The following is a 19866-nucleotide window of genomic DNA, read 5'->3' as shown; positions in this document are numbered from 1 at the left end:
ACCGCCCCACTCCCCGACCTGCCTATCCGCGCGGGGCACGCGCCGTCGCGCCGTGCCGTAATGCACGACTCACGACGGCGCCGCACCTCAATGCCAGGCGACTTTGCGAAAATTCAGGAAGCCCGAGCCTTGCTGCACCTCCCATGTCAGCGATTTCTTCTTCGCGAAGACGTTGAACAACTCCGTCACAAGCACGGCGGACGCGTCGTCGTGCAGGATCTTGCCGATCTTGCGGAACAGTTCGCCACGCGCCTGCGCCCCGGTGGTGGTTTCAAGCTGCTTGAGCAGCGCCTCGACCTCCGGGTTGTAGTAGTCGGACCACGCCCCATCCTTCGAGAACGAACCCGCCACGGGATGGATGGGGTCGTAGATCGCGTTGGTGAACTGGGTTGTCGTCATCGGGCCGGTCTTGTGCGTATTGTTCAGACGACTCCAGGCGGCGTAGTCGATGCGATTGATGTCGACCTTCACGCCGACCTGCCCCCAATACGCCGCCAGCGCCTCGGCAAACTCCTTGGGTGTGCCTACCGCGTCATAAAGCTTGATGGGGAAGCCGTTCGGGTAGCCGGCCTGCTTGAGCAACGCGCGCGCCTTGGCGGGATCGTACGGATACGGCTTCACGCTCGGGTCGCCTCCGTACGGAAAGTACTTCGAGATGAATGTGCCCATCGGCGCACCCACGCCATGGAATACCCCCTTGATGATCGCGTTCGCGTCGATCGCGTAGTTCAGCGCCAGTCGCACGTCGCGCTTGGCGAGCGGGGAATCCGGCACATTGGAGTACAGCCGCACGTGCATCGGCGAAGACACCGGGTTGGTGATGACGTCCAGCGCGGCGTCCTGTCGGAGCCGCGCCACTTCGGCCAGCGGGATCATGGCGGCAATGTCGACCTCCCCCGACACGATCGCATTGACACGACTCGACGGCTCGGGAATGTACTTGAACACGAGCGTCTTGATGGCAGGCTTGTCGCCGTAAAAGTCGTCGAAGCGCTCCAGCTCGAGGTACTGCCCCACTTTGTTGGCCTTCACCCGGTACGGGCCGGTACCGATCGGTGCCGCGGCAAACGCCTCGACGTTCGGCAACGACGACGTGTATTTCTGCGGCACGATGAACAGAAAGCCGGCGATCTTGTTGAGGAAGACGCCGTCGGGCTGCTTCAGACGAATGCGCACGGTGAGGGGATCGGGCGTGTCGACACCCTCGATGACGGGCGCGAAATACGGGCGCCGCGTGCTTTTCGTGACAGGATCCACCACGCGCTCGATCGAGTACTTCACGTCCGCCGACGTAAAGGGATCGCCGTTGTGGAACTTGATGTTCGGCCGAAGCTTGAAGGTGTAAGCCAGTCCGTCGGACGACATCGCGTAGCTCGTCGCCATGCGCGGCACGATATTGCCCTTGTCGTCAAAACCGTACAGCGTGTCGAAAATCGACATCGCATAGCGTTGCGAATCGCCGCTGGCCGTCACCAGCGCATCGAGACTCTGGATCTCCTTGTCAAGTGCCACGACAAGCGTGTTGCGATCGACTGCGGGAGCGCTCTTCTCAGCCGCCGCCGCGTTGCCCGACACGCCCACCGCACCGAGCACGCCCATTACCCCGAGCGCGACCGCCCCCACCGCGGCCCCCACCCGAAACCCCGACGCCACGCGCGCGATCGCGCGCCTTCCCGTGATTCGATTCATTTCGACCTCATTATTTATGTTCACATATTGGAATTACAAAACATCGAAAACCCCACCTCGAATTGCACCAATTTCTCTGGCACGTTGTTGAAATATCCGCTATAAAAGCTAGGAAACATGGTTCTCGATGTCAATAAGCGATCATACCGACACGGCATGATCGCTCACGCACCGCACCATAGAATCATTATTTATTTCAATATATGGATAAGTGGAAAGCTTCGCTCTCCGCGTCCATCGCACCTTCAGGACGCCCATGGACAAACGCAAGATCGACGAACTTCAAGCCCGCCGCGAAGCCGTCCGGGGTGCGACGTCGGAAGCCGCCATCGACAAGCTTCGCGAACAAGGCAAGCTGACCGCGCGCGAGCGGATCGCATTGCTGCTCGATGACGGGAGCTTTGTCGAAATCGGCGTTCATGCACGCAGTGCGCACGCGTCCTTGCGCGAGCGCACGCCGGCCGACGGCATCGTGACGGGACATGGCACCATCGACGGACGCATCGTGTATGTCGCCGCTGACGACGCGACCGTGCTTGGCGGCACGCGCGGGCGGGTGGGCGAGATCAAGATCGCAAGGGTTCGCGATGCGGCACTGCGTCATCGAAAGCCGTTCATTGCATTGATGGAGGCAGGCGCGGCGCGTGTTCAGGAGAGTTTCGGGGCGATGGCGGCCAACATGGGCGCACGCTTCGCGGATCATTTCCGGATGTCGGGCCAGATTCCACAGCTCGCGGCAATCCTTGGTCCGGCCTTCGGGGGTCCCTCGTTCACGGCCGCTCAATCCGACTTCACGGCCCTCGCTCGCGGCACAGGCGTGATGGGCATGTCCGGACCGCTCGTCGTCAAGGTGGGCACCGGCGAATCGGTGACGACCGATGCCATCGGCGGCGCCGACGTGAGCGAGTCCGTGACCGGTCAGACGGACTACGTGGGCGAAACGGAGGCCGATACGCTGCGCAGCCTGCGGACCTTCCTGTCGTTTTTGCCGAGCCATTGCGGCGAGTTGCCGCCGGTCGCCGAGGCCCGACCCGCAGCCCTCGACACCGAGGAGGGACGCGACAAGCTGCGCGCAATGATTCCCGATGTCGGGCGCCAGGCGTATGACATGAAGCGTGTGCTTAGCCTCATCGTCGACGCCGGCGACCTCTTTCACTATCGGCCGCGCTTCGGCCCGAATCTGATCACTGCCTTTGGCCGCATCGACGGACAGCCTGTCGGCTTTGTGGCGTCGAACCCAATGTCGCGCGGCGGCGTGATGGACGAGAAGACCGCGCAGAAGGCGCGCAAGTTCGTCGATGTCTGCGACGCGTTCCACGTGCCACTCGTGTTCATCTGCGACGCGCCCGGGTTCCTCGTCGGGCCGGACATCGAAAAGCAACGAATGGTGTCTCTCGCCGCCCGCCTGCTCAACACCGTGTGTGCCGCCTCTGTGCCGAAGATCACCATCGTGGCGCGCAAGGCCATCGGCCTGGCCTATCTCGCGATGTGCGGGCGCGCGATGCGTCCCGACTATCTCGCCGCGTGGCCGGACGCCCACTTCGACGTGATGGGGCCGGAAGCCGGCGTGGAACTCGTATACGGGCGCGAGATCGCGGCCGCGCCGGACCCGGTGGCGCGCAAGGCCGAAATCATGGCGAAGCTCGACGAGCAGTCGAGCGCCTATGAGGCGGCCGCGCAGGGCTGGATCGACGACGTGATCGACCCGGGCGAGACGCGCGACGCGATCCGGCGCGCGCTGCGCGTGGCGGCGGATTCGCGCACGCCCGGCTTCAAGCACCGCATCGACCCTTGAGACGAGGGTGTGCGCAACTTCGGCGACATCGACATCATGAGTATCGAATTTGTGGTGAATGAAGGCATCGCGACGGTGCGCCTGAACCGGCCCGAGTCGCTCAACGCCATCGACTATGCGATGCGCGCGCGGCTCCAGGCACTGTGGCGGCATATCGGCGACACACCGGAGATTCGCGCCGTCATCGTGACGGGGGCCGGAGACCGCGCATTCAGCAGCGGTGCGGACCTGCGACGAACCCCGCCGCCCGCGACGTCGTTCGCCGCGCAGGTGTTCGGCGGTGAAGGCGCCGAAGCGGAAGCGGGATCGCTCACGCTCGGCCTCGACTTCGACACCCCCGTGATCTGCGCGTTCAACGGGCTGGCATATGGGGGCGGGTTGGAGATCGGACTCGCCTGCGATATTCGCATCGCGGCCGAGACGGCCCGCTTCGCATTGCCGGAAGTCCAGGTTGGGTCGATGCCGGGGTCGGGCGGAACGCAGCGTCTGCCACGTCTTGTCGGCCACGCCAACGCCATGTGGATGTTGCTCACCGGTGACGCGATCGATGCGCAAACCGCGTTGCGCATCGGGCTGGTGAGCCACGTGGTCGCGCCCGAATCGCTGATGGAGACGGCGACAGGCATCGCACGTCGCCTGGCCAATGCCGCTCCGCTGGCCGTGCATGCCATCAAGCAGGCGGTGCGCGATGGGCTGGAGATGCCCTTGCCCGTCGCGCTGGCGCACGAGCGCCGATTATGGGGATTGCTGCGCGACACGGAAGATCGCAAGGAGGGGCGGGAGGCGTTCGCACAGAAGCGCGCGCCATCGTTTCGCGGGCGTTGACGCGTTGACGCGCTGAGGCGTTGAGGCGCCCGCGCTTCGGCACGCCAATGCCTGCCCCCTATGTCGCACGCCCACCGTTGCCCACCATCGATACGCGGTCCCATTGGGTCGGCGCGGACGTGCAGGACGAAACACGAACGGAAGCCATTTTCATGACACTCCCACCCCGAGATGCCGAGGACATCGGCGATGGAATCGAAGGACTCGATGCAACGGCAATGCCCGGTGACGACTTGTCGAACGACGATGCGCTTACAGCGCCAGTAGCGCGCCGCGCGAACGAGGGTACCCAAAGCATTCAGCGCGCCATTGCCGTCATGCGCCTCGTCGCCATGCGCGGCCCGCAAGGACTGCGGCTCCACGAGATTGCCGAGGGCCTGGGCCTGGAGCGCATTACGGCACATCGCATCGTCAAGGGCCTATCGTTTAGCCACATGCTGCAACTCGACGCGCAATCCCGGCGCTACACGCTCGGACATATGGCTTACGTGCTCGGCTTGAGTGCGTCGCCCGCGTTCGATCTGAAGGAGCGGTGCCAGCCGACGCTGCGGCGGCTCGCCGACAAGACGGGCGATTCCGTTTTTCTGATGGTACGCAGCGGCCACGAGGCCGTGTGCTTCGATCACGTGCAGGGCAGCTATCCGATTCGCACGCACAGCCTGAGGATCGGTGCGCGGCGTGCGCTGGGCGCCGGAGCCGGGGCGATGGCGCTGCTGGCCGCGCTGCCCGACAGCGCGGTCGAAGCGGCGATCGCGGCGAACGCGATGCATCTGCCGAGCTATCGCGACATCTCGCCCGAGCGCTTGCGCGAGCTGGTCACCAAGACCCGCCACGACGGTTACGCCATGAATTTGCAGACGGTGATCGCGGACGTCAGCGCCATTGGCATGACGCTACCTCGACGCGATGGCCCGGCGTTCGTCTCGATCAGCATTGCGTCGATCGCGTCGCGCATGTCCGGCGCCCATCTCGACGAAGCGCTGCGGGCGCTCCGGCAGGAGACCGAGGCACTGGGCAAGCAGCTCGACGACGCGCGCGTCGGATGGGGCGGCATGACGGACAGGATTTCAGGCTAGGCCCATCGCGGCGATCGCGGCGATCGCGTCGGGCGCGGCACCGCCTTGCGGTATGCCGTTCCCGGCATGGAGAAACGCAGGAGGAGAGAGATATGTTTACCAAGGTCGTCGTCGCGAATCGCGGCGCGGTCGCGGCGCGCATCATTCGCGCGCTGCGTCAGATGAACATCCGTTCCGTGGCGGTGTGCTCCGAAGCGGACGCGACGCTGCCCTATCTGGCCCAGGCCGACGAGGTGTATGCCATCGGCCCCGCACCGGCGATGTCGAGCTATCTCGATCAGGATCGTCTCATGAGCGTGCTGGCGCGCTCGGGCGCCGACGCCGTACACCCCGGCTACGGCTTTCTGTCCGAGAACGCCGCGTTTGCGCGCCGCGTCATCGACGCAGGGGCTGCGTTCATCGGGCCGTCGCCGCGATGGATCGAAGCGATGGGACACAAGACGCGCGCGCGGGAACTGATGGCACGCCACGGCATGCCGATGTCGCCGAGCTCGGGTTTGCTCGACGACCACACGGAATCGATCAGCGCGGCAGCGCGTGCGATCGGATACCCGGTGCTGATCAAGCCCGCCGCCGGCGGTGGGGGTATCGGCATGGTGCCCGCGCGCGACGAGGTGTCGTTGCTCGCGGCCATTGCGCAGGCGCGGTCGGTGTCGCAGAAGAGCTTCGGCAATGGCGAGTTGTATCTGGAGAAGCTGATCGAGCGGCCCCGCCATATCGAGTTCCAGATTCTGGCGGACAAGGCCGGAAATGCCTGCCATCTGTTCGAGCGCGACTGCTCCGTGCAGCGCCGCCATCAGAAGGTGATCGAGGAGTCGCCCGCCCCGCTGCTGCCGCGCCGCGACATGGAGGCCACCGCCGAGCGGATCGCCGGTTTGCTCCAGGACATGGGGTACGACGTGATCGGTACGGCGGAGACGCTGTTCGGCGCGGACGGGACATGCAACTTTCTCGAGATGAATACACGCCTGCAAGTCGAGCACGCCGTGACTGAAGCCATTACGGGAGTGGATCTCGTGATGGCGCAGATCCGGCTGGCGGCGGGCGAATCGCTCGCGGCGGTGATTCCGGACCGGCCCCGCGTGAACGGGCACGCGATCGAAGTGCGAGTCTATGCCGAAGACCCGGTGCGGTTCTTCCCGTCGCCCGGGAAACTCGAGGTATTCGAGCTACCGCAGGGTGACGGCGTTCGCGTGGAGACCGGGTACGCACAAGGCAGCACCGTCACACCGTATTACGATCCGCTCCTGGCGAAGATCATCGTGCATGCGCCGGATCGCACGTCCGCCATCCGGCAAATGTCGCAAGCCCTGCGGGCGACCGAAGTTCGAGGCGTCAAGACGAATATTCCGTTCGCGCTGCAGGTGCTCGACGACGAACTTTTCCAACTCGGACATATTCATACCGGACTCGGCACCGATATTCTGGCGGCGGCGGGACGGTGAAGCTCGCGGCGCGATGAGGCGAATGCCACTTCCTTCGCCCGGGCCTTGGCCAGTTCCCGCGTCATGCCGCCTCCCGCCTTAAACCGTTCAATGCATTCGATCAGTGCGCATAGGCGCTGACCTCATCTCGAGGCTTGCGCTTGCCGTAGGGCAGGACCGCCGCCAGCACTGCCGCCGCTGCCGCGCTGGCCGCCAGGCAATACAGCGCCAACGTGAAGTCGGTGGAATGTCCGCGTGCCACACCCACCAGCCAGGGGGCAAAAAATCCCGCGAGACCGCTGATAGCGTTGATCAGTGCAATTCCACCTGCGGCGCCGGCACCGGACAGAAACGTCGGCGGGATGGTCCAGAACACACTGAGCGACCCGACGATGCCGGCGGCCGCCACGCAGATGCAGACGAACGACACGATCGGCAAGGTCGACGTCAGGCCGCTGCCCGCCAACCCCGCGGCGCCGACGAAGAGCGCACCTGCCAGATGCCAGCGACGCTCCATCGTGCGGTCCGAATGGCGCGCGTTGGCAAACATCGCAATCGCCCCAAGGATGAACGGTATGGCGCTGACCAGACCGATCTCGACGATCGACAACCGGCTCATCTGACGGATCACCTGCGGCAACCATGTCGAGATGCCAAAGAAGCCGATGCCAATGCAGAAATACAGCAGGCCCATCAACCAGACCATCGGCGCGACCATCGCGCTGCGAAAGCTCGACGTTCCCGTGGTGGCCGCAACCGCTTCCTCATTCGCCATCGTAGTCACCAGCCACTCGCGTTGCGCCGGGCTCAGCCATTTCGCGTCCGACGGCCTGTCGACCAGCACGAACCACGCGATCACACCAAGCGCCACCGCCGGCAGCCCCTCGATCATCATCATCCATCGCCATCCGGAAAACCCGCTCGCCTCATGGAAGTGATCGATCAACAAGGCCGAGACAGGCGCCCCCACGATCAGCGAGAAAATGTTGGCCGAGTAGACCCGGCTGATCGCGCGTCCGAGATGCTGCTTCGGGAACCATGTCGCGAGGTAATACAACACCGAGGGGAAGAAGCCCGCCTCGACCACGCCGAGCAGGAGACGCGCAACGTAGAGTTGCTGCGGGGTCTGCACGAATGCCGTGCCCGCCGACACGATCCCCCAGGTGATCATGATGCGCGCGAGCCACACGCGTGCGCCGAAGCGATGCATCATCATGTTGCTCGGCACCTCGAAGCCGATGTAGCCGAGGTAGAAAATGCCGGCGGCGAAGCCGAACATCTCCGGCCCCATGCCCAGTTCCTGATTCATCTGCAATGCGGCGAAACCGATGTTCGCGCGATCGAGATAGTTGACGAACCACGCGATGAAAATCAGTGGCACCAGTCGCCACGTGATGCGGTGGATGGTGGCTCGCTCGACCCCGGCATCGGCCGACGCCCGCAGCGCGCTCACACTTGACTCGGATGGCTTCATGGGAAATCTGTCCTCTTGTGATGGATGGTCCTGCCGGGCCTTGCCCGTTCAGATGGGGGAATTCGTTGTCGCGCGCGCGGGTGCATCGCACGCAGCCGCATATGCCACGATTTCGATACGCATGCCGGGCACGACCAATGCCTTCACCACGACAGTCGAGCGATTCGGATACGGGGCGTCGAAGAAGGTGCGGTACACCCTGTCTACCGCACGCATGTCCTCGTCCTCGGTGAGATAGATCAGCACCTGCGCGACGTCGTGCAGGCGCAGACCGCCTGCCGCCAGCGTGCGGCGCAGGTTTTCGAACGTCAGACGCGCCTGCGCTTCAATACTTCCCGTCTCGATGGTGCCGTCGCCTCGCACGGGACCTTGCGCGGTGAATGTCATGCCGGCTGCGCGCGTCGCCCACGAGAACGGTTGGCCGAGATCCGGCAAATCAACGGGAATGACCTGTGCCATCGCTTAGCTCCGCAGGGTCTGAACCAACGCGTCGCCCTGCGCACCGTGTGCGGCAGCAAAATGGTCGACGGAATCGCGCAACGCGTATTGCGTGTTGAAGCCGAGGTAACGCCTAGCGGCGCTGACATCCGATGGCGCCGGCCGTGTGTGCGGGAAGCCAGCAAAGCCACCCGCCGGTAATTGCATCTCGCCAATGCGCAGTGCCGGATACCGCTCCCGGACCACGCCGACGAACTCCTCGACAGTGAACCAGTCGCCCGTGGCAATGTTGAAAACGCGCTGCGCCGGCGCCCAGGCGCGCAGGGCCGCCACGTTGGCGAGCGCGCAATCGCGAGCGTCGACGAATTCCTCACGCCCGTTCCAAAGCAACACGGGATCGTCGAGCCGCGCGGGCGCCTCGCGACGACCGGCGTCGAGCAGGCAACCCAGCAATCGACCGGGCACGCTCGTCGACGCCTCCCTTCCCGCCCCCAGCACCGCGCCGTAACGCAACACGATCACGCTCATGTCGTACAGCGAGTCGTAGGCCAGTGCCAGGTGTTCGCTGGCGACCTTCGTTGCCGCATAGATACTGGCCGGCGCCTCGCTTACGGCATGGGTCGCGAAGTCCTCGCCAATCGGCGCGGCGGGCAACGTGCCGAATGCGGCATAAGCCACCGTGGTCGAACTCGCAACCACGACCCGCGCCAGATCGTGCCGGCGGGCCACTTCGAGCACGTTCGCCGTTCCCAGCGTGTTGACTTTCACGCCGGCGAGCGGGTCCCGCCGGATCGCGCTCGACAGCAACGCTGCCGTGTGCACGATCGATGTCACGCCATGCCCCTGGACCACATCGGATAAACGCTCAAAGTCCGTCACGTCGCAGCGAACGATCGGCACCGTCAGATCAGTTGCCTCCTGCGGAACCCGGACATCCGCCAGCACGACCGCCTCGCCCTGCGCATGCAACGCCGTTGCCGTCAGTCGGCCGATCAGCCCTGCGCCAGTCACTAAAACCGTCATTTCACTCTCCTTGCTGTCGGCACCCGAACCGGGTGCTCCGACCCTCCATGAAGCGCAAGTTACGGATACAAAATCACGGTGTCAATACAAAAAAAGTTTGATTTTATAAATTTGTACGTTAATTATATGAATCCATCACGGCCGCTCAATGGTGTGCCGTACTTATCCGTACTTTCCCTGATCTACCAGCATGAAGTCAGAAATTTCGCAGCAGATCGCGACGTTTGCCCCCGAGGGCCACGCGCCGCAAATGCCTCTCCCGAGCGCCGCCGCACGCGCCTATGAAGCGTTGGTGCTCGACTGGGCCCGGCGTCCGGTGGAAGGATTGCGCGTCGCCAGGAATCTTCCGTATGGCACCGATCCGCTACAGCGCTTCGACGTGTTTTCCGCACCGGACATGCCGCCCGACGCCCCGATCGTGGTGTTCTTTCACGGTGGCGGCTGGACGAATGGCTACAAGGAGTATGTGACGTTCATGGCGGCGAACGTCGTGGCAACCGGTTGCATCCTGGTCGCCCCCGGCTATCGGCTTGCACCCGCGGCCGCGCTTCCCGCCGCGCTCCTCGATGGCGCGGACCTGCTCGCCGCATTACCGGTGGTTCTGCCCGACTGGGCCACGGGCTGCGCGGACACTGCTCGCCGCATCGTGCTCGCCGGTCATTCGGCCGGCGGGCATCTGGCGGCATTGCTCGCGCTGCGCCCGGACCTGATCGCGCTCGCAGGTGCGAACCCTGACAACATCGTGGGGTGCTTGCCGATCTCCGGCATCTTCGATCTGCATCATCCGGCGCCGGCGCACGGGTCGCTTGAAGCGCGTGTCTACGAAATGGTGCTCGGCCCCGATACCGATGACGCGTTGATGAGTCCGATGTGCTGGACGCGAGGCAATCGCGTGCCCATGGTGCTCGGCTGGGGCGAACACGACAGTGTCCGCGTCGCCCTTTCGAATCAGCGCATGGCCAGCTTGCTCAAGGCACAGGGCGCGCCCTGCGCCGCCTTCGTCGAGCCTGGCGCCGATCACTTCCAGACACACACACGCCTGAGAGATCCCGCCCATGCCTGGTACGGCCGTCTGGCGGGCATCGCTCACCACGGCACGGTTCCGATCGGCTGAACCCGTGCCCGATGCCAGCGCTCGTATCGCGCCGGGGCGACAGCCCTGTTCATGAGTTTTCAACAGGCGCCCCACAAGCGCCGTCACCACGCCCTACGGAGTCACCATGATGCGCAGCCCCAGTCTTGCCCGGCAAACTCGCCATACTCGCCATACTCGCCGCCCCCGGCATTCCCGGCTTTCCTTTTCATGGCTCGCGGTCCCTCTCGCGATTGGCGCATCCGTCGCCCACGCGCAGTCGAACGTCACGCTGTACGGCAGCATCGACGCGAGCATCAATTACGTGTCGAACCAGGGTGGGGCGCACAGCTTTCAGGCGCAAAACGGCATGATCAACGGTTCGCGCTGGGGGATGAAAGGCACGGAAGACCTGGGCGGCGGGACCAGCGCCGTCTTCCAGTTGGAGAACGGCTTCAACCTCTTCACCGGCAAGCTGGGACAAGGCTCTCGCGAGTTCGGGCGGCAGGCCTGGGTCGGTCTGAAGGACAATCGGCTCGGCTCGCTCACGCTCGGTCGTCAATACGACCCGACCATCTGGTATCTCGCCGTGCATACGGGGGCTTCACCGGTGGCACGGCGTTTGCCCATCCATTCGACAACGACAACATGGGTAACTCGTTTCGTATCGATAATTCGGTGATGTACACCAGTCCGTCGTGGAGCGGTCTGTCGATGCGCACCATGTACGCGTTCTCGAATCAGGCCGGTGCGGCCGCGGCAAATCGGGCTTACAGCGCGGGCCTCGGGTACGAAAACGGGCCGCTCAGCCTCGGCGCGGCCTTTATCGTCATCAATAACGCGGGCGCGAACGCGGGTGGCGCGGTCGACGGCAGCAGCGGCTCGGGCGACTCGACGTTCATCGCGGCCAAGCAATCGGTCTTCGGTATCGGAGGAAGCTACGTCTGGGGGAACGGCACCTACGGCGCCACGTGGACGCGTACGGTCATCAGCGACGGTTCGTCGGTCAATCTCTTCGGCTACAGGCCCATGGGGAATGCCAGCCTGCGCATGGACAACTTCGACGTGAACGTGACCTACAACGCGACCGCCAACATTACGTTGATCGGCTCCTACGCTTTCACGATGGGTCGATATGAAAATGCCACTGCGAGCGCGAGCCCGAAGTGGCACCAGGTCAATCTACAAGCCGCCTACTATTTTTCCAAGCGCACTGACGTCTATATCGACGCCGTCTACCAGCACGTTATCGGCGGTACCGGCACGCCTTTTGCGAACGCCATCTTGTGTGGATACGCCCAGTCGGCGACGCCGACACAGATCGTCGTCGGGCTGGGGATGCGTCATCGCTTCTGATGGCTGCGGGCGCGAAGCGCGAGACGTTCGCGCTTCGAATGGCCTGGGGCGTTCGTGGGCGACGCGTTCAACGACGCGGCGGCAATCAGGCCTTTTCAAGGGTGTCGGCCGAGCGGCGTGCGCGCGGCGACACGGCCTTTCTGGCAGGACGTTTGGCCGGCGCGGGTGCGGCGGCAGGTACGTCATCGGTGGCGGCAAGGCCGTCATCCAGCCATTTCTGCGCATCGAAGGTCGCCGTCAGGTGTTCGTGCAGCAGATGGCACGCGGTATCGACATCGCGTGCGAGCGCCGCCTCCATCAGTGCCTTGTGCTCCGTGAAGATGCTGTCGGTGCGAGCGGTAAACCCCATGCGGGCGAGACGGATTCGTCGATAGCGTTCCGTCAGATCGACGAGTTGCGCGTCGACGCGATGCAGCCAAGGTGACTTGGCGCCGGCGAGCAGGGCGCGGTGGAATCGCCGGTGCGCGGCTTCCCACGCCTCCAGCGTCTCGATGTCGTCGAGCGATGCGGGAACGGGGGCATGTGTGAGTTTGTAAAACGCCGCCGAGATTTCCGCCCCCCAGTCGGCGTCGCCGTGGCGAATCGACTGACCGAGCAGGATCGTCTCGATGTTCAGTCGCGCCCAGACGATGTCCTGCAAGTCTTCGACGGATACCGGCGTCACGCGGAAGCCGCGCTGTCCTTCGTTCGAGACAAGTCCCTCGCGACTCAACAACATCAGGGCCTCACGGATGGGACTCATGCCCAGACCGTACCGCGCCTGCAGTCCCTGCAAGCGCAACTTTTCGTTCGGCGCCAGGACGCCCGCGAGAATGTCACGGTGCATCAGCCAATATGCCTGTTCCGATAGCGTGTGCCCATCGGACTTCTCTCGCCCCGATGCTTGAGTGACTTGCCGGACATCTCGTTCACCTTTCGGTCGCATCTGACCTCCACGCTCCCATGCGAAGTAGTGTTTTCGCGAAATTTTCGAAAATCCTCGTAATTTTCTAAATTTACCATGAATGCTTGAAATCCAAGATGGCGCCGATATGGGGGTGGTATCCGGAAGAAAATGGCCCGGACCGTCATGAAGGCCTGCATGAACCTGAGCGAACGCCTTCGATCCGATGGTGGGCAAGCGATGGCTTGCGGGGCCTGGGTCGATCCATCTTCGCGCTGCGCTCAAGGCCCTGCCGCATTTGCCGATAATGGGTTTACAGGGTATTGGAAGATCACGATGAGCCACGAAGAAAAGGATTTAACTCCCAGTTCGCTTCAAGCCGCGTTCCTGCGCCACGAGGACAGCCTGGCATCGTCCGGCCGCCAGCCCGGCGAGGACAACCCCACGGTTTATCGCACGTTGCTCGAATCCACCCGGGCGATTCCCTGGAAGATCGACTGGGCGACAATGCAGTTCACCTATATCGGCCCGCAGATTGAAGCACTGCTTGGCTACGCGCCGTCAACGTGGAAAACAGTCGAGGACTGGGCCTCGCGGATGCACCCGGAGGACCGTGACGCGGTTGTGGAATTTTGCGTCGCGCAGTCGCAAGCGGGCGCCGATCATGAGGCGGACTATCGCGCGCTGACCGCGGACGGCGGGTATGTGTGGATTCGCGACGTTGTCCACGTCGTGCGCAAGGAGAACGGTGACGTTGAGGCGCTGATCGGCTTCATGTTCGACATCAGTGAACGCAAGCGCACCGAGGCACGGCTCGCGGAACTCCAGCGCGAACTCGAACGGCTCTCGTTGTCAGACAGTTTGACCGGGGTCGGCAACCGTCGCATGTTCGACATGGTCATCGCCCGCGAATGGGCGAACGCGGAGGCATCGGGAAAGCCGCTTTCGCTCGTGATGGTCGACATCGATTTCTTCAAGTCGTACAACGACTATTACGGTCACCTCCAAGGCGACGAATGTCTGAAGCGCCTTGCGCGCGTGCTCGAAGCGGCAGTTGGGCCGAATGCGTTCCTTGGCAGATTTGGCGGGGAAGAATTCATGCTCGTGCTCGCCGACACGAATGCCGATGACGCGGTGCGTGTCGCGGAGCGTTGCCGCGCGCTGATCGCGGAGGAAGCCATCGCTCACCTACGCTCCCCGCACGGTCAGCGAGTCACGGCGAGCTTTGGGGTAGCCACCGTCGTGCCGACGGGAGACATTGACGTCACCGCGTTCATCAATCTGGCCGATGCGCAGCTCTATCAGGCTAAGGACCAGGGACGCAACCGTATCGCAGCGGTAGACCGGGCTCGCATCGGCGGCGACGGATATAAGCGGCAGTCGCGCTGATTGGTGGATTTGGGGGGTGATTGTTTTGGTTTGGGGTCTTCCGGTGCGTCCAACTGATCCGTGCGGCGGTGACGCCTGACGCATTTCTGTGACGCCATGCCCCTGACGGTTACTGAATCGCCTCTTGCTGCACGGTGGGAGCGCGGGAGCCATAGGGAAAGTCAAAGGCCCACGTTTCACGTGGGCCTTTGACGTTTATTGAGGCGGCGGCGAGCCCCGAACACGCCGCCTGGTGAATGCAGAGCCGCGATAGTCCATTTTTTTAAGAACGTACTGCTATTTTGGTATTTCTAGAACATCGAAACTTGTACCGTACAAATCTGCATCTGATCGTAATTCAAAATTGCTCTTTAATTCCCGAATCGCTTAATTTTTGTTAGCGCCGATGTAAAACTGACCCACCCGCCGAAGTGAATCTGACCCACCTGGGAGAGGATGGCGGCTTTTGCCGCCGATGCTGACTCAGGAGCAAGCAGTGGAAATCAAGGTATTGGCAAGGCGCGGAGCGCCGGTGCGGGAGATAGCGAGGCAGATGGGTGTCTCGCGGAACACGGTCCGACGATATCTGCGCGACCAGAAGGCTAGCCGGTATAAGGGGCGAGAGCCTCGGCCAACCAAACTGGACCCGTTCAAAGCGTACCTGCTTGGGCGAATCGAGGCGGCGCGGCCGCACTGGATTCCGGCAACGGTGTTGCTGCGCGAGTTGCGGGAAGAAGGCTACGACGGCGGTATCAGCCAACTCAAGGTGTTCCTCGCGCCATACAGGGACGCGGAGCCGGAACCGGTCGTGCGCTTCGAGACGCCGCCAGGCCGACAGATGCAAGCCGACTTCACCACGATCCGACGCGGCAGGTCGCCGTTGCTGGCGCTGGTCGCCACGCTGGGCTACAGCCGGGCGACGTACGTGCGTTTCACGAGCGGCGAGGATGCCACGACGTTGTGCAAGTGTCTGCGAGAAGCCTTCGTCTACTTCGGCGGCACGCCCGAGCATGTGCTGTTCGATAACGCCAAGTCGGTCATCGTCGAACGCGATGCTTACGGCGACGGTCATCATCGCTGGAACGGCGAGATGTTGGCGCTGGCGGAAACGTATGGATTTACGCCGAAGGTATGCAGGCCGTACCGTGCCAAGACCAAGGGCAAGGTCGAGCGCTTCAACCGGTATCTGAAGCAGAGCTTCGTGGTGCCGCTGGCGGCGACGCTCAAGCAATCTGGCCTGAAGCTGGATGTCGAGGCGGCTAACGGCCATATTGGCCGCTGGCTGGCCGAGGTGGCGAATGTCCGGGTGCATGCCACGACGAAAGAGAAACCGTCGGTTCGACTGCCGTTAGAGCAAGCGGCACTGCTGCCGTTGCCGGTGTCGGCCTCGATTACAGCACCGGTACCGACGCGGCTTAAGCGAGTGCTGCCGAGCGAAAGCCTGCAGCATCCGCTGTCGGTCTACGACGCCTTGCTGGAGGTGGCAGCATGAATCTCCAGCATGAACGCATTGCAGGGCTGTGTGACGAACTGAAACTGGACCGCATCGGGAACGACTGGAGCGTGCTGGCCCAGAACGCTGCCAACGCTGATGCCAGTCACGCCGACTTCCTCGAACAGCTACTGCTGACCGAACGGGATGCCCGAGAGGAACGCAAGCGCCAGACGCTGACCAAGATGGCCTCCCTGCCGGGCATCAAGACGCTGGAGCAATACGACTTTGGCTTCGCCAGCGGCGCACCGCGAGCCCAAATCCAGGAGCTGGCCGGGCTGGCGTTTATCGAACGGGCCGAGAATGTCGTGCTGCTCGGGCCATCTGGCGTGGGCAAAACGCGCATCGCCTGCGCCCTGGCGTATCGGGCGACACAGGCAGGAATCAAGACGCGCTTCACGACCGCCGCCGACTTGATGATGCAGTTGGCCACAGCCCGGCAGCAGAACCGGCTGCGGGAGTTTTTTAACCGCGCCGTGGTTGGCCCAAAGCTGCTGGTTATCGATGAAATCGGCTACCTGCCGTTTGGACGCGAGGAAGCCAATCTGTTTTTTAACGTGGTGGCCAAGCGATACGAGCGCGGAGCCATCGTGCTGACGAGCAACCTGCCATTTACGCAGTGGGCCACGGCATTTGCCGACGACCAGACGCTGACTGCGGCGATGCTCGACCGGCTGCTGCATCACGCGCACATCGTGCAGATTGCAGGCGAAAGCTATCGGCTGAAGGACAAACGGAAAGCTGGACAAACTACACGCGCAGGCGCGAAAGCCGCCGCGTGACACGGAGCCTGGGTGGGTCAGATTTACTTCGGCGATACGCCGGAAGGTGGGTCAGATTTAAACCGGCGTTGACACATAGCTCCGGCACCGCAAGCCCAGCCTCCGCGCGCTTGAGCGCCTCCAATATCTGGCTGTCTGTGAATCTCGACTTCTTCATCTGCAGAACTCCCTCTTAACGAGAAAATTCTACTTCTCCCAGCGGTGGATTTCAGGGGGTATTACCGGATGTCCGCCCGGACCATGAAGTCGAACACAGCCTCCGCAGTGGGGTCGTCATTGTTTCGTGATATGAACCCGGAGCCCACCTTCTTACCGGTGGGTGACGTCATTGGGCCGGGCTTTTCGAGCAGGAACAGCATATCCGCGTCAGTTCCACCATCGAGCGGGTCAAAGTCCAAGAACTCCCATGCGGGATGTTGCTGTCGCAACCCGGCAACGTACGAGGCGAGCGGTGCGATGTGGGGTTCGGTGAGCATCGCGCGCCGGAACGCGATCGCCTCCGGTGATCGGAGGGTGCGTGGAGCGTCGTCGGGCGTCATGGTCGCCTCAAATGCCGCCCCACCGCGCAAATGGAAGGTCGTTATTTTTTGTTCCTCGATCGTCATGGTCGTCCTACGCTGCCGATGGAACGCAAAGCGTAGCAAACCGCAATGAATCGCGGTTGTGCGCACAGCCCACGAGAGCGACGCTAGGCCGGTGCGCCGTGCGACCCAGCGCGCCTGGGAAGCGCGAGGAGGTCAATGCGAGAACGTCAAACCGATTGTGGTGACGCCGCGCGACCCGGCGGACCTCGATCGTGTCTGCGAGATTCTGGCGTCGGATGCCACTTGGCGCGCCATCCATTGCTACGGTGCGCCGCGCAAGAGTACCCTCCCGTATCGCCAGCTCACCGCGAAACTGCTGCGTCAGATGCCGGTCGGGGAGGTCCAACAAACAACGAAGATCAAGCGGATCCATCGTGTGGAAGCTCGCGCGAAGAGCGATGACGTGCTGGTCTCCGCGTAGCTTAACTGTCCCAGTGACGAATCACAAAGCGACAAAACCTCAGGCAGCCGCTGCGTCGGCTTCCGGCGCTGCGTCTACCTCCGTTTCCGCGTCCGAATCTTCAATTTCGAACACGCCTTCGAGGTAGGCTGCGTAACGCTGTTGCAGGTATTTGAGCGACGCGTCGCGATCTACCTGTACGTCCAGATGGTCCTGGAAAAACTTCAACCGTGCACGGTTTTCGTCGAGCACTTGCGCCCATGTCTTCGCGTAGATGTTGACGTTCGGTTTTTCCAGAATCAGGCCGGTCTCATCCTTCACCAAGTGCTCGGTGTAGGGTTTGAGTTCGTCGCTGATCGCCCAAAAGTTCCACGTCACCCCGACTTTGGAGAAACGCGGGTCTGCCATCACGGAGAACGCGTAGCCCTGAATCTGCGTCACCTCGTCTGAACCAATGGGCACTTTCGGCGCTTTCAGTTCGACGACGAGGTGCGACAAACGGTTCGCCCGGTGCTGCTTAGTCGCCCTCGAAAGCATCAGATCCACAATGCCCCGCGTCTGCGAAATGTGCTTCACCGGCTCGTCGATCACGATCTTCGGATCCAGCATCTTCTTGTGCTCGACCAGAACTTGGGTCAGGGACTGGTCGTCCACCGACAGGCTGAACTCTTCGCCAAAGAGCCAACAGTTCTGAGCGATGATGCGATGCAACTGCGATCGTTCTTTCAGGCGCTTCTTGGGTTCCGGGTCGAAGAGCACGGCCTCCAAACCGTTGAGAAACTTCAAGCGGTCCGAGACCACCTTCGCGGCCCCGATGATCGAAGAGAGCGTCGTGTCGCGCAGGAGTTGCGCCAGTTCTTCCTGTTGCCGTTTCGGCAGTCGAAGCACCTCGTCCAGGATGACCTGCAAGTCTTCCGGGCTACGCTCGATCGCCTGGCGCAGCATCCGAAGTTGAAACGCCTTGTTCTTGCTTTGCGTCGTACTGAAGTCCGGCAGGTGCCGAGCCACGTTGACGGCCACGATGTCAAACACCTGACGTTCGACCTTTTCGACCGGCGTCACCGGGTCGCCCGCGAACGGGTAGACCTCTTCGTCCTTCCACTCCTCCACAACCGTTCTCGCCTGCTCCGCCGCTCGGGTGCGGAAGTGATCCTTGATCGTTTGCTGCGCCTGCGTGATAGCGTCAACGACTGCGGCCTGCATTTCCGCGAGATCGACCGTCCCCTCCTTCTGCGCAAGGTCGAAATACGGCGAGTACAGGTAGCCAGAGAACGTGAAGTTGCCGATGTGGAAGCGACGGTCCACCTGCACGAGTGGGAAACGTTGCTGGTTGCAAAGGTACAGCGCGCGGTTGCCGGCCGCCTTCCATTCGACGACGTGCAAACGCACCCAGTGCTCCTTGCCGTCGATCTCAATGTCGTCCAGGTTGAAGTTCTTGCGACCGGCAATGGCCGATGCGGGGTCGATGGCTCGACCATCCAGAACGATCTTCGCGTTCTCCTCGTAGTCCGCCAAATACAGCGCGAAGACCTCGGTCAATTCCTGACGACCTTCGTCCGACGTGAACGTCCGAAACTCCTTTGTGGGCTCACGGATGGTGAGCGTCACGCCCGGCTGCGCATCATCCTTGACCTGCGCCTCGTCGCTCACGTTGACGTGGCGGATGTCGAGCGCGGTCATGCGGATGGTGTAGGACCAGCACTTGCCGTCCCGACGATAGACCACGGCCCATTCGGCAACGTTGCCAAGGGCGAACGCCTTGAAACGCCCACGACCTTCCTGCCCATGAAGGAACCGGCTGGACGCGGTTTGCGATTTGGACTTTTTCCACGAGCCGCCGAGGAAACGGAAAAAGCCAGGGGCGTCCGTACGGGCGATGCCCTCGCCGTTGTCCTTGACGACGATGGCGTCCAGCGCCCCGAGGTCGTTGTACTCGAACGAGACGTCCACTACCGTGGCGTCGGCGTCGAACGCGTTCCAGATCAGTTCAGCCAGAGCCGGGATGGGGCGAGCGCGCGTGATCTTCTCGAGGAAGTCCGACTGCACCTCAACTGGATACTGTTCTGCCGCCATGCCCCTTCTCCCGTCCTGTCGACTGGCGCCGTCCACCAAGCCGCTTTGTATCGCAGCATTCTACCGTCGGCAAGCCCGTGCGTCTGGCAATCGGTTAGTTAGCTAGGGACGC

19 protein-coding genes are annotated in these 19866 nt (G+C 62.8%); 11 read left to right on the top strand and 8 right to left on the bottom strand.

The features are described from left to right. Positions 1 to 87: 87 nt before the first annotated feature. The gene (locus tag LV28_RS26440) at positions 88 to 1689 is read right to left on the bottom strand and encodes an ABC transporter substrate-binding protein (protein WP_255315189.1); all 1602 of its coding nucleotides are present in this window, start codon (positions 1687 to 1689) and stop codon (positions 88 to 90) included. 256 nt (positions 1690 to 1945) lie between these two features. On the opposite strand from LV28_RS26440, the gene LV28_RS26435 reads away from it, so the two are divergent. From LV28_RS26435 to LV28_RS26420, 4 genes are all read left to right on the top strand, one after another. After that, positions 1946 to 3484, top strand: coding sequence for an acyl-CoA carboxylase subunit beta (locus LV28_RS26435; RefSeq protein WP_048806465.1), 1539 nt, complete (start codon positions 1946 to 1948; stop codon positions 3482 to 3484). 36 nt (positions 3485 to 3520) lie between these two features. After that, entirely contained in the window at positions 3521 to 4309 is a 789-nt protein-coding gene (locus LV28_RS26430) for an enoyl-CoA hydratase/isomerase family protein (RefSeq protein WP_038621714.1), read from the top strand. 152 nt (positions 4310 to 4461) lie between these two features. Next, positions 4462 to 5385, top strand: coding sequence for an IclR family transcriptional regulator (locus tag LV28_RS26425; protein WP_160117962.1), 924 nt, complete (start codon positions 4462 to 4464; stop codon positions 5383 to 5385). A 92-nt stretch (positions 5386 to 5477) separates the two neighbouring features. Beyond that, positions 5478 to 6830, top strand: coding sequence for an acetyl-CoA carboxylase biotin carboxylase subunit (locus LV28_RS26420; protein ID WP_023593940.1), 1353 nt, complete (start codon positions 5478 to 5480; stop codon positions 6828 to 6830). 100 nt (positions 6831 to 6930) lie between these two features. Here LV28_RS26420 and LV28_RS26415 read toward each other — a convergent pair whose 3' ends face one another. The 3 genes from LV28_RS26415 to LV28_RS26405 are packed head-to-tail and all read right to left on the bottom strand — an operon-like array spanning position 6931 to position 9744. Continuing rightward, positions 6931 to 8283 (bottom strand): MFS transporter, encoded by a 1353-nt coding sequence (locus tag LV28_RS26415; protein ID WP_081326797.1) that lies wholly within the window; start codon positions 8281 to 8283, stop codon positions 6931 to 6933. A gap of 48 nt (positions 8284 to 8331) precedes the next feature. Next, positions 8332 to 8742 carry a RidA family protein gene (locus tag LV28_RS26410; protein WP_023593938.1) on the bottom strand — a complete coding sequence of 137 codons (411 nt, stop codon included), beginning with the start codon at positions 8740 to 8742 and terminating at the stop codon, positions 8332 to 8334. 3 nt (positions 8743 to 8745) lie between these two features. Further along, entirely contained in the window at positions 8746 to 9744 is a 999-nt protein-coding gene (locus tag LV28_RS26405) for an NAD-dependent epimerase/dehydratase family protein (RefSeq protein WP_048806467.1), read from the bottom strand. Between the two features lie 190 nt (positions 9745 to 9934). Here LV28_RS26405 and LV28_RS26400 point away from each other — a divergent pair, with 190 nt between their 5' ends. From LV28_RS26400 to LV28_RS49230, 3 genes are all read left to right on the top strand, one after another. Continuing rightward, positions 9935 to 10858: an alpha/beta hydrolase gene (locus LV28_RS26400; RefSeq protein WP_048806468.1), complete on the top strand. Its 924-nt coding sequence runs from the start codon at positions 9935 to 9937 to the stop codon at positions 10856 to 10858. A gap of 106 nt (positions 10859 to 10964) precedes the next feature. Then, on the top strand, positions 10965 to 11498 hold the full coding sequence (locus LV28_RS49235; protein ID WP_058371619.1) for a porin: 534 nt from the start codon (positions 10965 to 10967) through the stop codon (positions 11496 to 11498). Further along, positions 11465 to 12172, top strand: coding sequence for a porin (locus tag LV28_RS49230; RefSeq protein WP_257125736.1), 708 nt, complete (start codon positions 11465 to 11467; stop codon positions 12170 to 12172). The genes LV28_RS49235 and LV28_RS49230 overlap by 34 nt, the downstream gene beginning before the upstream one ends. Positions 12173 to 12257: 85 nt before the next feature. Here LV28_RS49230 and LV28_RS26390 read toward each other — a convergent pair whose 3' ends face one another. Then, the gene (locus tag LV28_RS26390; protein ID WP_081326796.1) at positions 12258 to 13097 is read right to left on the bottom strand and encodes an FCD domain-containing protein; all 840 of its coding nucleotides are present in this window, start codon (positions 13095 to 13097) and stop codon (positions 12258 to 12260) included. Between the two features lie 294 nt (positions 13098 to 13391). On the opposite strand from LV28_RS26390, the gene LV28_RS26385 reads away from it, so the two are divergent. The 3 genes from LV28_RS26385 to istB all read left to right on the top strand — a co-directional run bounded on the left by LV28_RS26385 (position 13392) and on the right by istB (position 16697). Next, positions 13392 to 14444 (top strand): GGDEF domain-containing protein, encoded by a 1053-nt coding sequence (locus tag LV28_RS26385; protein WP_038618957.1) that lies wholly within the window; start codon positions 13392 to 13394, stop codon positions 14442 to 14444. A gap of 454 nt (positions 14445 to 14898) precedes the next feature. Next, positions 14899 to 15915 (top strand): IS21 family transposase, encoded by a 1017-nt coding sequence (gene istA / locus LV28_RS26380; protein ID WP_038618958.1) that lies wholly within the window; start codon positions 14899 to 14901, stop codon positions 15913 to 15915. Next, positions 15912 to 16697 (top strand): IS21-like element helper ATPase IstB, encoded by a 786-nt coding sequence (istB, locus tag LV28_RS26375; RefSeq protein WP_038618959.1) that lies wholly within the window; start codon positions 15912 to 15914, stop codon positions 16695 to 16697. Before istA ends, istB begins: the two co-directional genes overlap by 4 nt. Here the strand turns inward: istB and LV28_RS49225 are convergent. Next, positions 16666 to 16854: a transposase gene (locus tag LV28_RS49225; RefSeq protein WP_115344424.1), complete on the bottom strand. Its 189-nt coding sequence runs from the start codon at positions 16852 to 16854 to the stop codon at positions 16666 to 16668. The genes istB and LV28_RS49225 overlap by 32 nt on opposite strands. Positions 16855 to 16915: 61 nt before the next feature. Next, on the bottom strand, positions 16916 to 17302 hold the full coding sequence (locus tag LV28_RS26370) for a uracil-DNA glycosylase family protein (protein ID WP_218026210.1): 387 nt from the start codon (positions 17300 to 17302) through the stop codon (positions 16916 to 16918). Between the two features lie 91 nt (positions 17303 to 17393). On the opposite strand from LV28_RS26370, the gene LV28_RS26365 reads away from it, so the two are divergent. Beyond that, entirely contained in the window at positions 17394 to 17702 is a 309-nt protein-coding gene (locus tag LV28_RS26365) for a hypothetical protein (protein ID WP_038618960.1), read from the top strand. A gap of 39 nt (positions 17703 to 17741) precedes the next feature. Here LV28_RS26365 and LV28_RS49220 read toward each other — a convergent pair whose 3' ends face one another. After that, entirely contained in the window at positions 17742 to 19754 is a 2013-nt protein-coding gene (locus LV28_RS49220; protein ID WP_052408617.1) for an ATP-binding protein, read from the bottom strand. Between the last annotated feature and the right edge of the window lie 112 nt (positions 19755 to 19866).

Origin of the sequence: Pandoraea pnomenusa, from assembly GCF_000767615.3 — a bacterium.
Classification (GTDB): Bacteria; Pseudomonadota; Gammaproteobacteria; order Burkholderiales; family Burkholderiaceae; genus Pandoraea; species Pandoraea pnomenusa.
This window is presented reverse-complemented; position numbering and strand designations above follow the sequence as displayed.

Excerpts from the sequence above, each read along its gene's own strand:
- LV28_RS26440 (WP_255315189.1), bottom strand. The coding sequence starts at position 1,689 with ATGAATCGAATCACGGGAAGGCGCGCGATCGCGCGCGTGGCGTCGGGG.
- LV28_RS26435 (WP_048806465.1), top strand. The coding sequence starts at position 1,946 with ATGGACAAACGCAAGATCGACGAACTTCAAGCCCGCCGCGAAGCCGTC.
- LV28_RS26430 (WP_038621714.1), top strand. The coding sequence starts at position 3,521 with ATGAGTATCGAATTTGTGGTGAATGAAGGCATCGCGACGGTGCGCCTG.
- LV28_RS26425 (WP_160117962.1), top strand. The coding sequence starts at position 4,462 with ATGACACTCCCACCCCGAGATGCCGAGGACATCGGCGATGGAATCGAA.
- LV28_RS26420 (WP_023593940.1), top strand. The coding sequence starts at position 5,478 with ATGTTTACCAAGGTCGTCGTCGCGAATCGCGGCGCGGTCGCGGCGCGC.
- LV28_RS26415 (WP_081326797.1), bottom strand. The coding sequence starts at position 8,283 with ATGAAGCCATCCGAGTCAAGTGTGAGCGCGCTGCGGGCGTCGGCCGAT.
- LV28_RS26410 (WP_023593938.1), bottom strand. The coding sequence starts at position 8,742 with ATGGCACAGGTCATTCCCGTTGATTTGCCGGATCTCGGCCAACCGTTC.
- LV28_RS26405 (WP_048806467.1), bottom strand. The coding sequence starts at position 9,744 with ATGACGGTTTTAGTGACTGGCGCAGGGCTGATCGGCCGACTGACGGCA.
- LV28_RS26400 (WP_048806468.1), top strand. The coding sequence starts at position 9,935 with ATGAAGTCAGAAATTTCGCAGCAGATCGCGACGTTTGCCCCCGAGGGC.
- LV28_RS49235 (WP_058371619.1), top strand. The coding sequence starts at position 10,965 with ATGATGCGCAGCCCCAGTCTTGCCCGGCAAACTCGCCATACTCGCCAT.
- LV28_RS49230 (WP_257125736.1), top strand. The coding sequence starts at position 11,465 with ATGGGTAACTCGTTTCGTATCGATAATTCGGTGATGTACACCAGTCCG.
- LV28_RS26390 (WP_081326796.1), bottom strand. The coding sequence starts at position 13,097 with ATGCGACCGAAAGGTGAACGAGATGTCCGGCAAGTCACTCAAGCATCG.
- LV28_RS26385 (WP_038618957.1), top strand. The coding sequence starts at position 13,392 with ATGAGCCACGAAGAAAAGGATTTAACTCCCAGTTCGCTTCAAGCCGCG.
- istA (WP_038618958.1), top strand. The coding sequence starts at position 14,899 with ATGCTGACTCAGGAGCAAGCAGTGGAAATCAAGGTATTGGCAAGGCGC.
- istB (WP_038618959.1), top strand. The coding sequence starts at position 15,912 with ATGAATCTCCAGCATGAACGCATTGCAGGGCTGTGTGACGAACTGAAA.
- LV28_RS49225 (WP_115344424.1), bottom strand. The coding sequence starts at position 16,854 with ATGAAGAAGTCGAGATTCACAGACAGCCAGATATTGGAGGCGCTCAAG.
- LV28_RS26370 (WP_218026210.1), bottom strand. The coding sequence starts at position 17,302 with ATGACGATCGAGGAACAAAAAATAACGACCTTCCATTTGCGCGGTGGG.
- LV28_RS49220 (WP_052408617.1), bottom strand. The coding sequence starts at position 19,754 with ATGGCGGCAGAACAGTATCCAGTTGAGGTGCAGTCGGACTTCCTCGAG.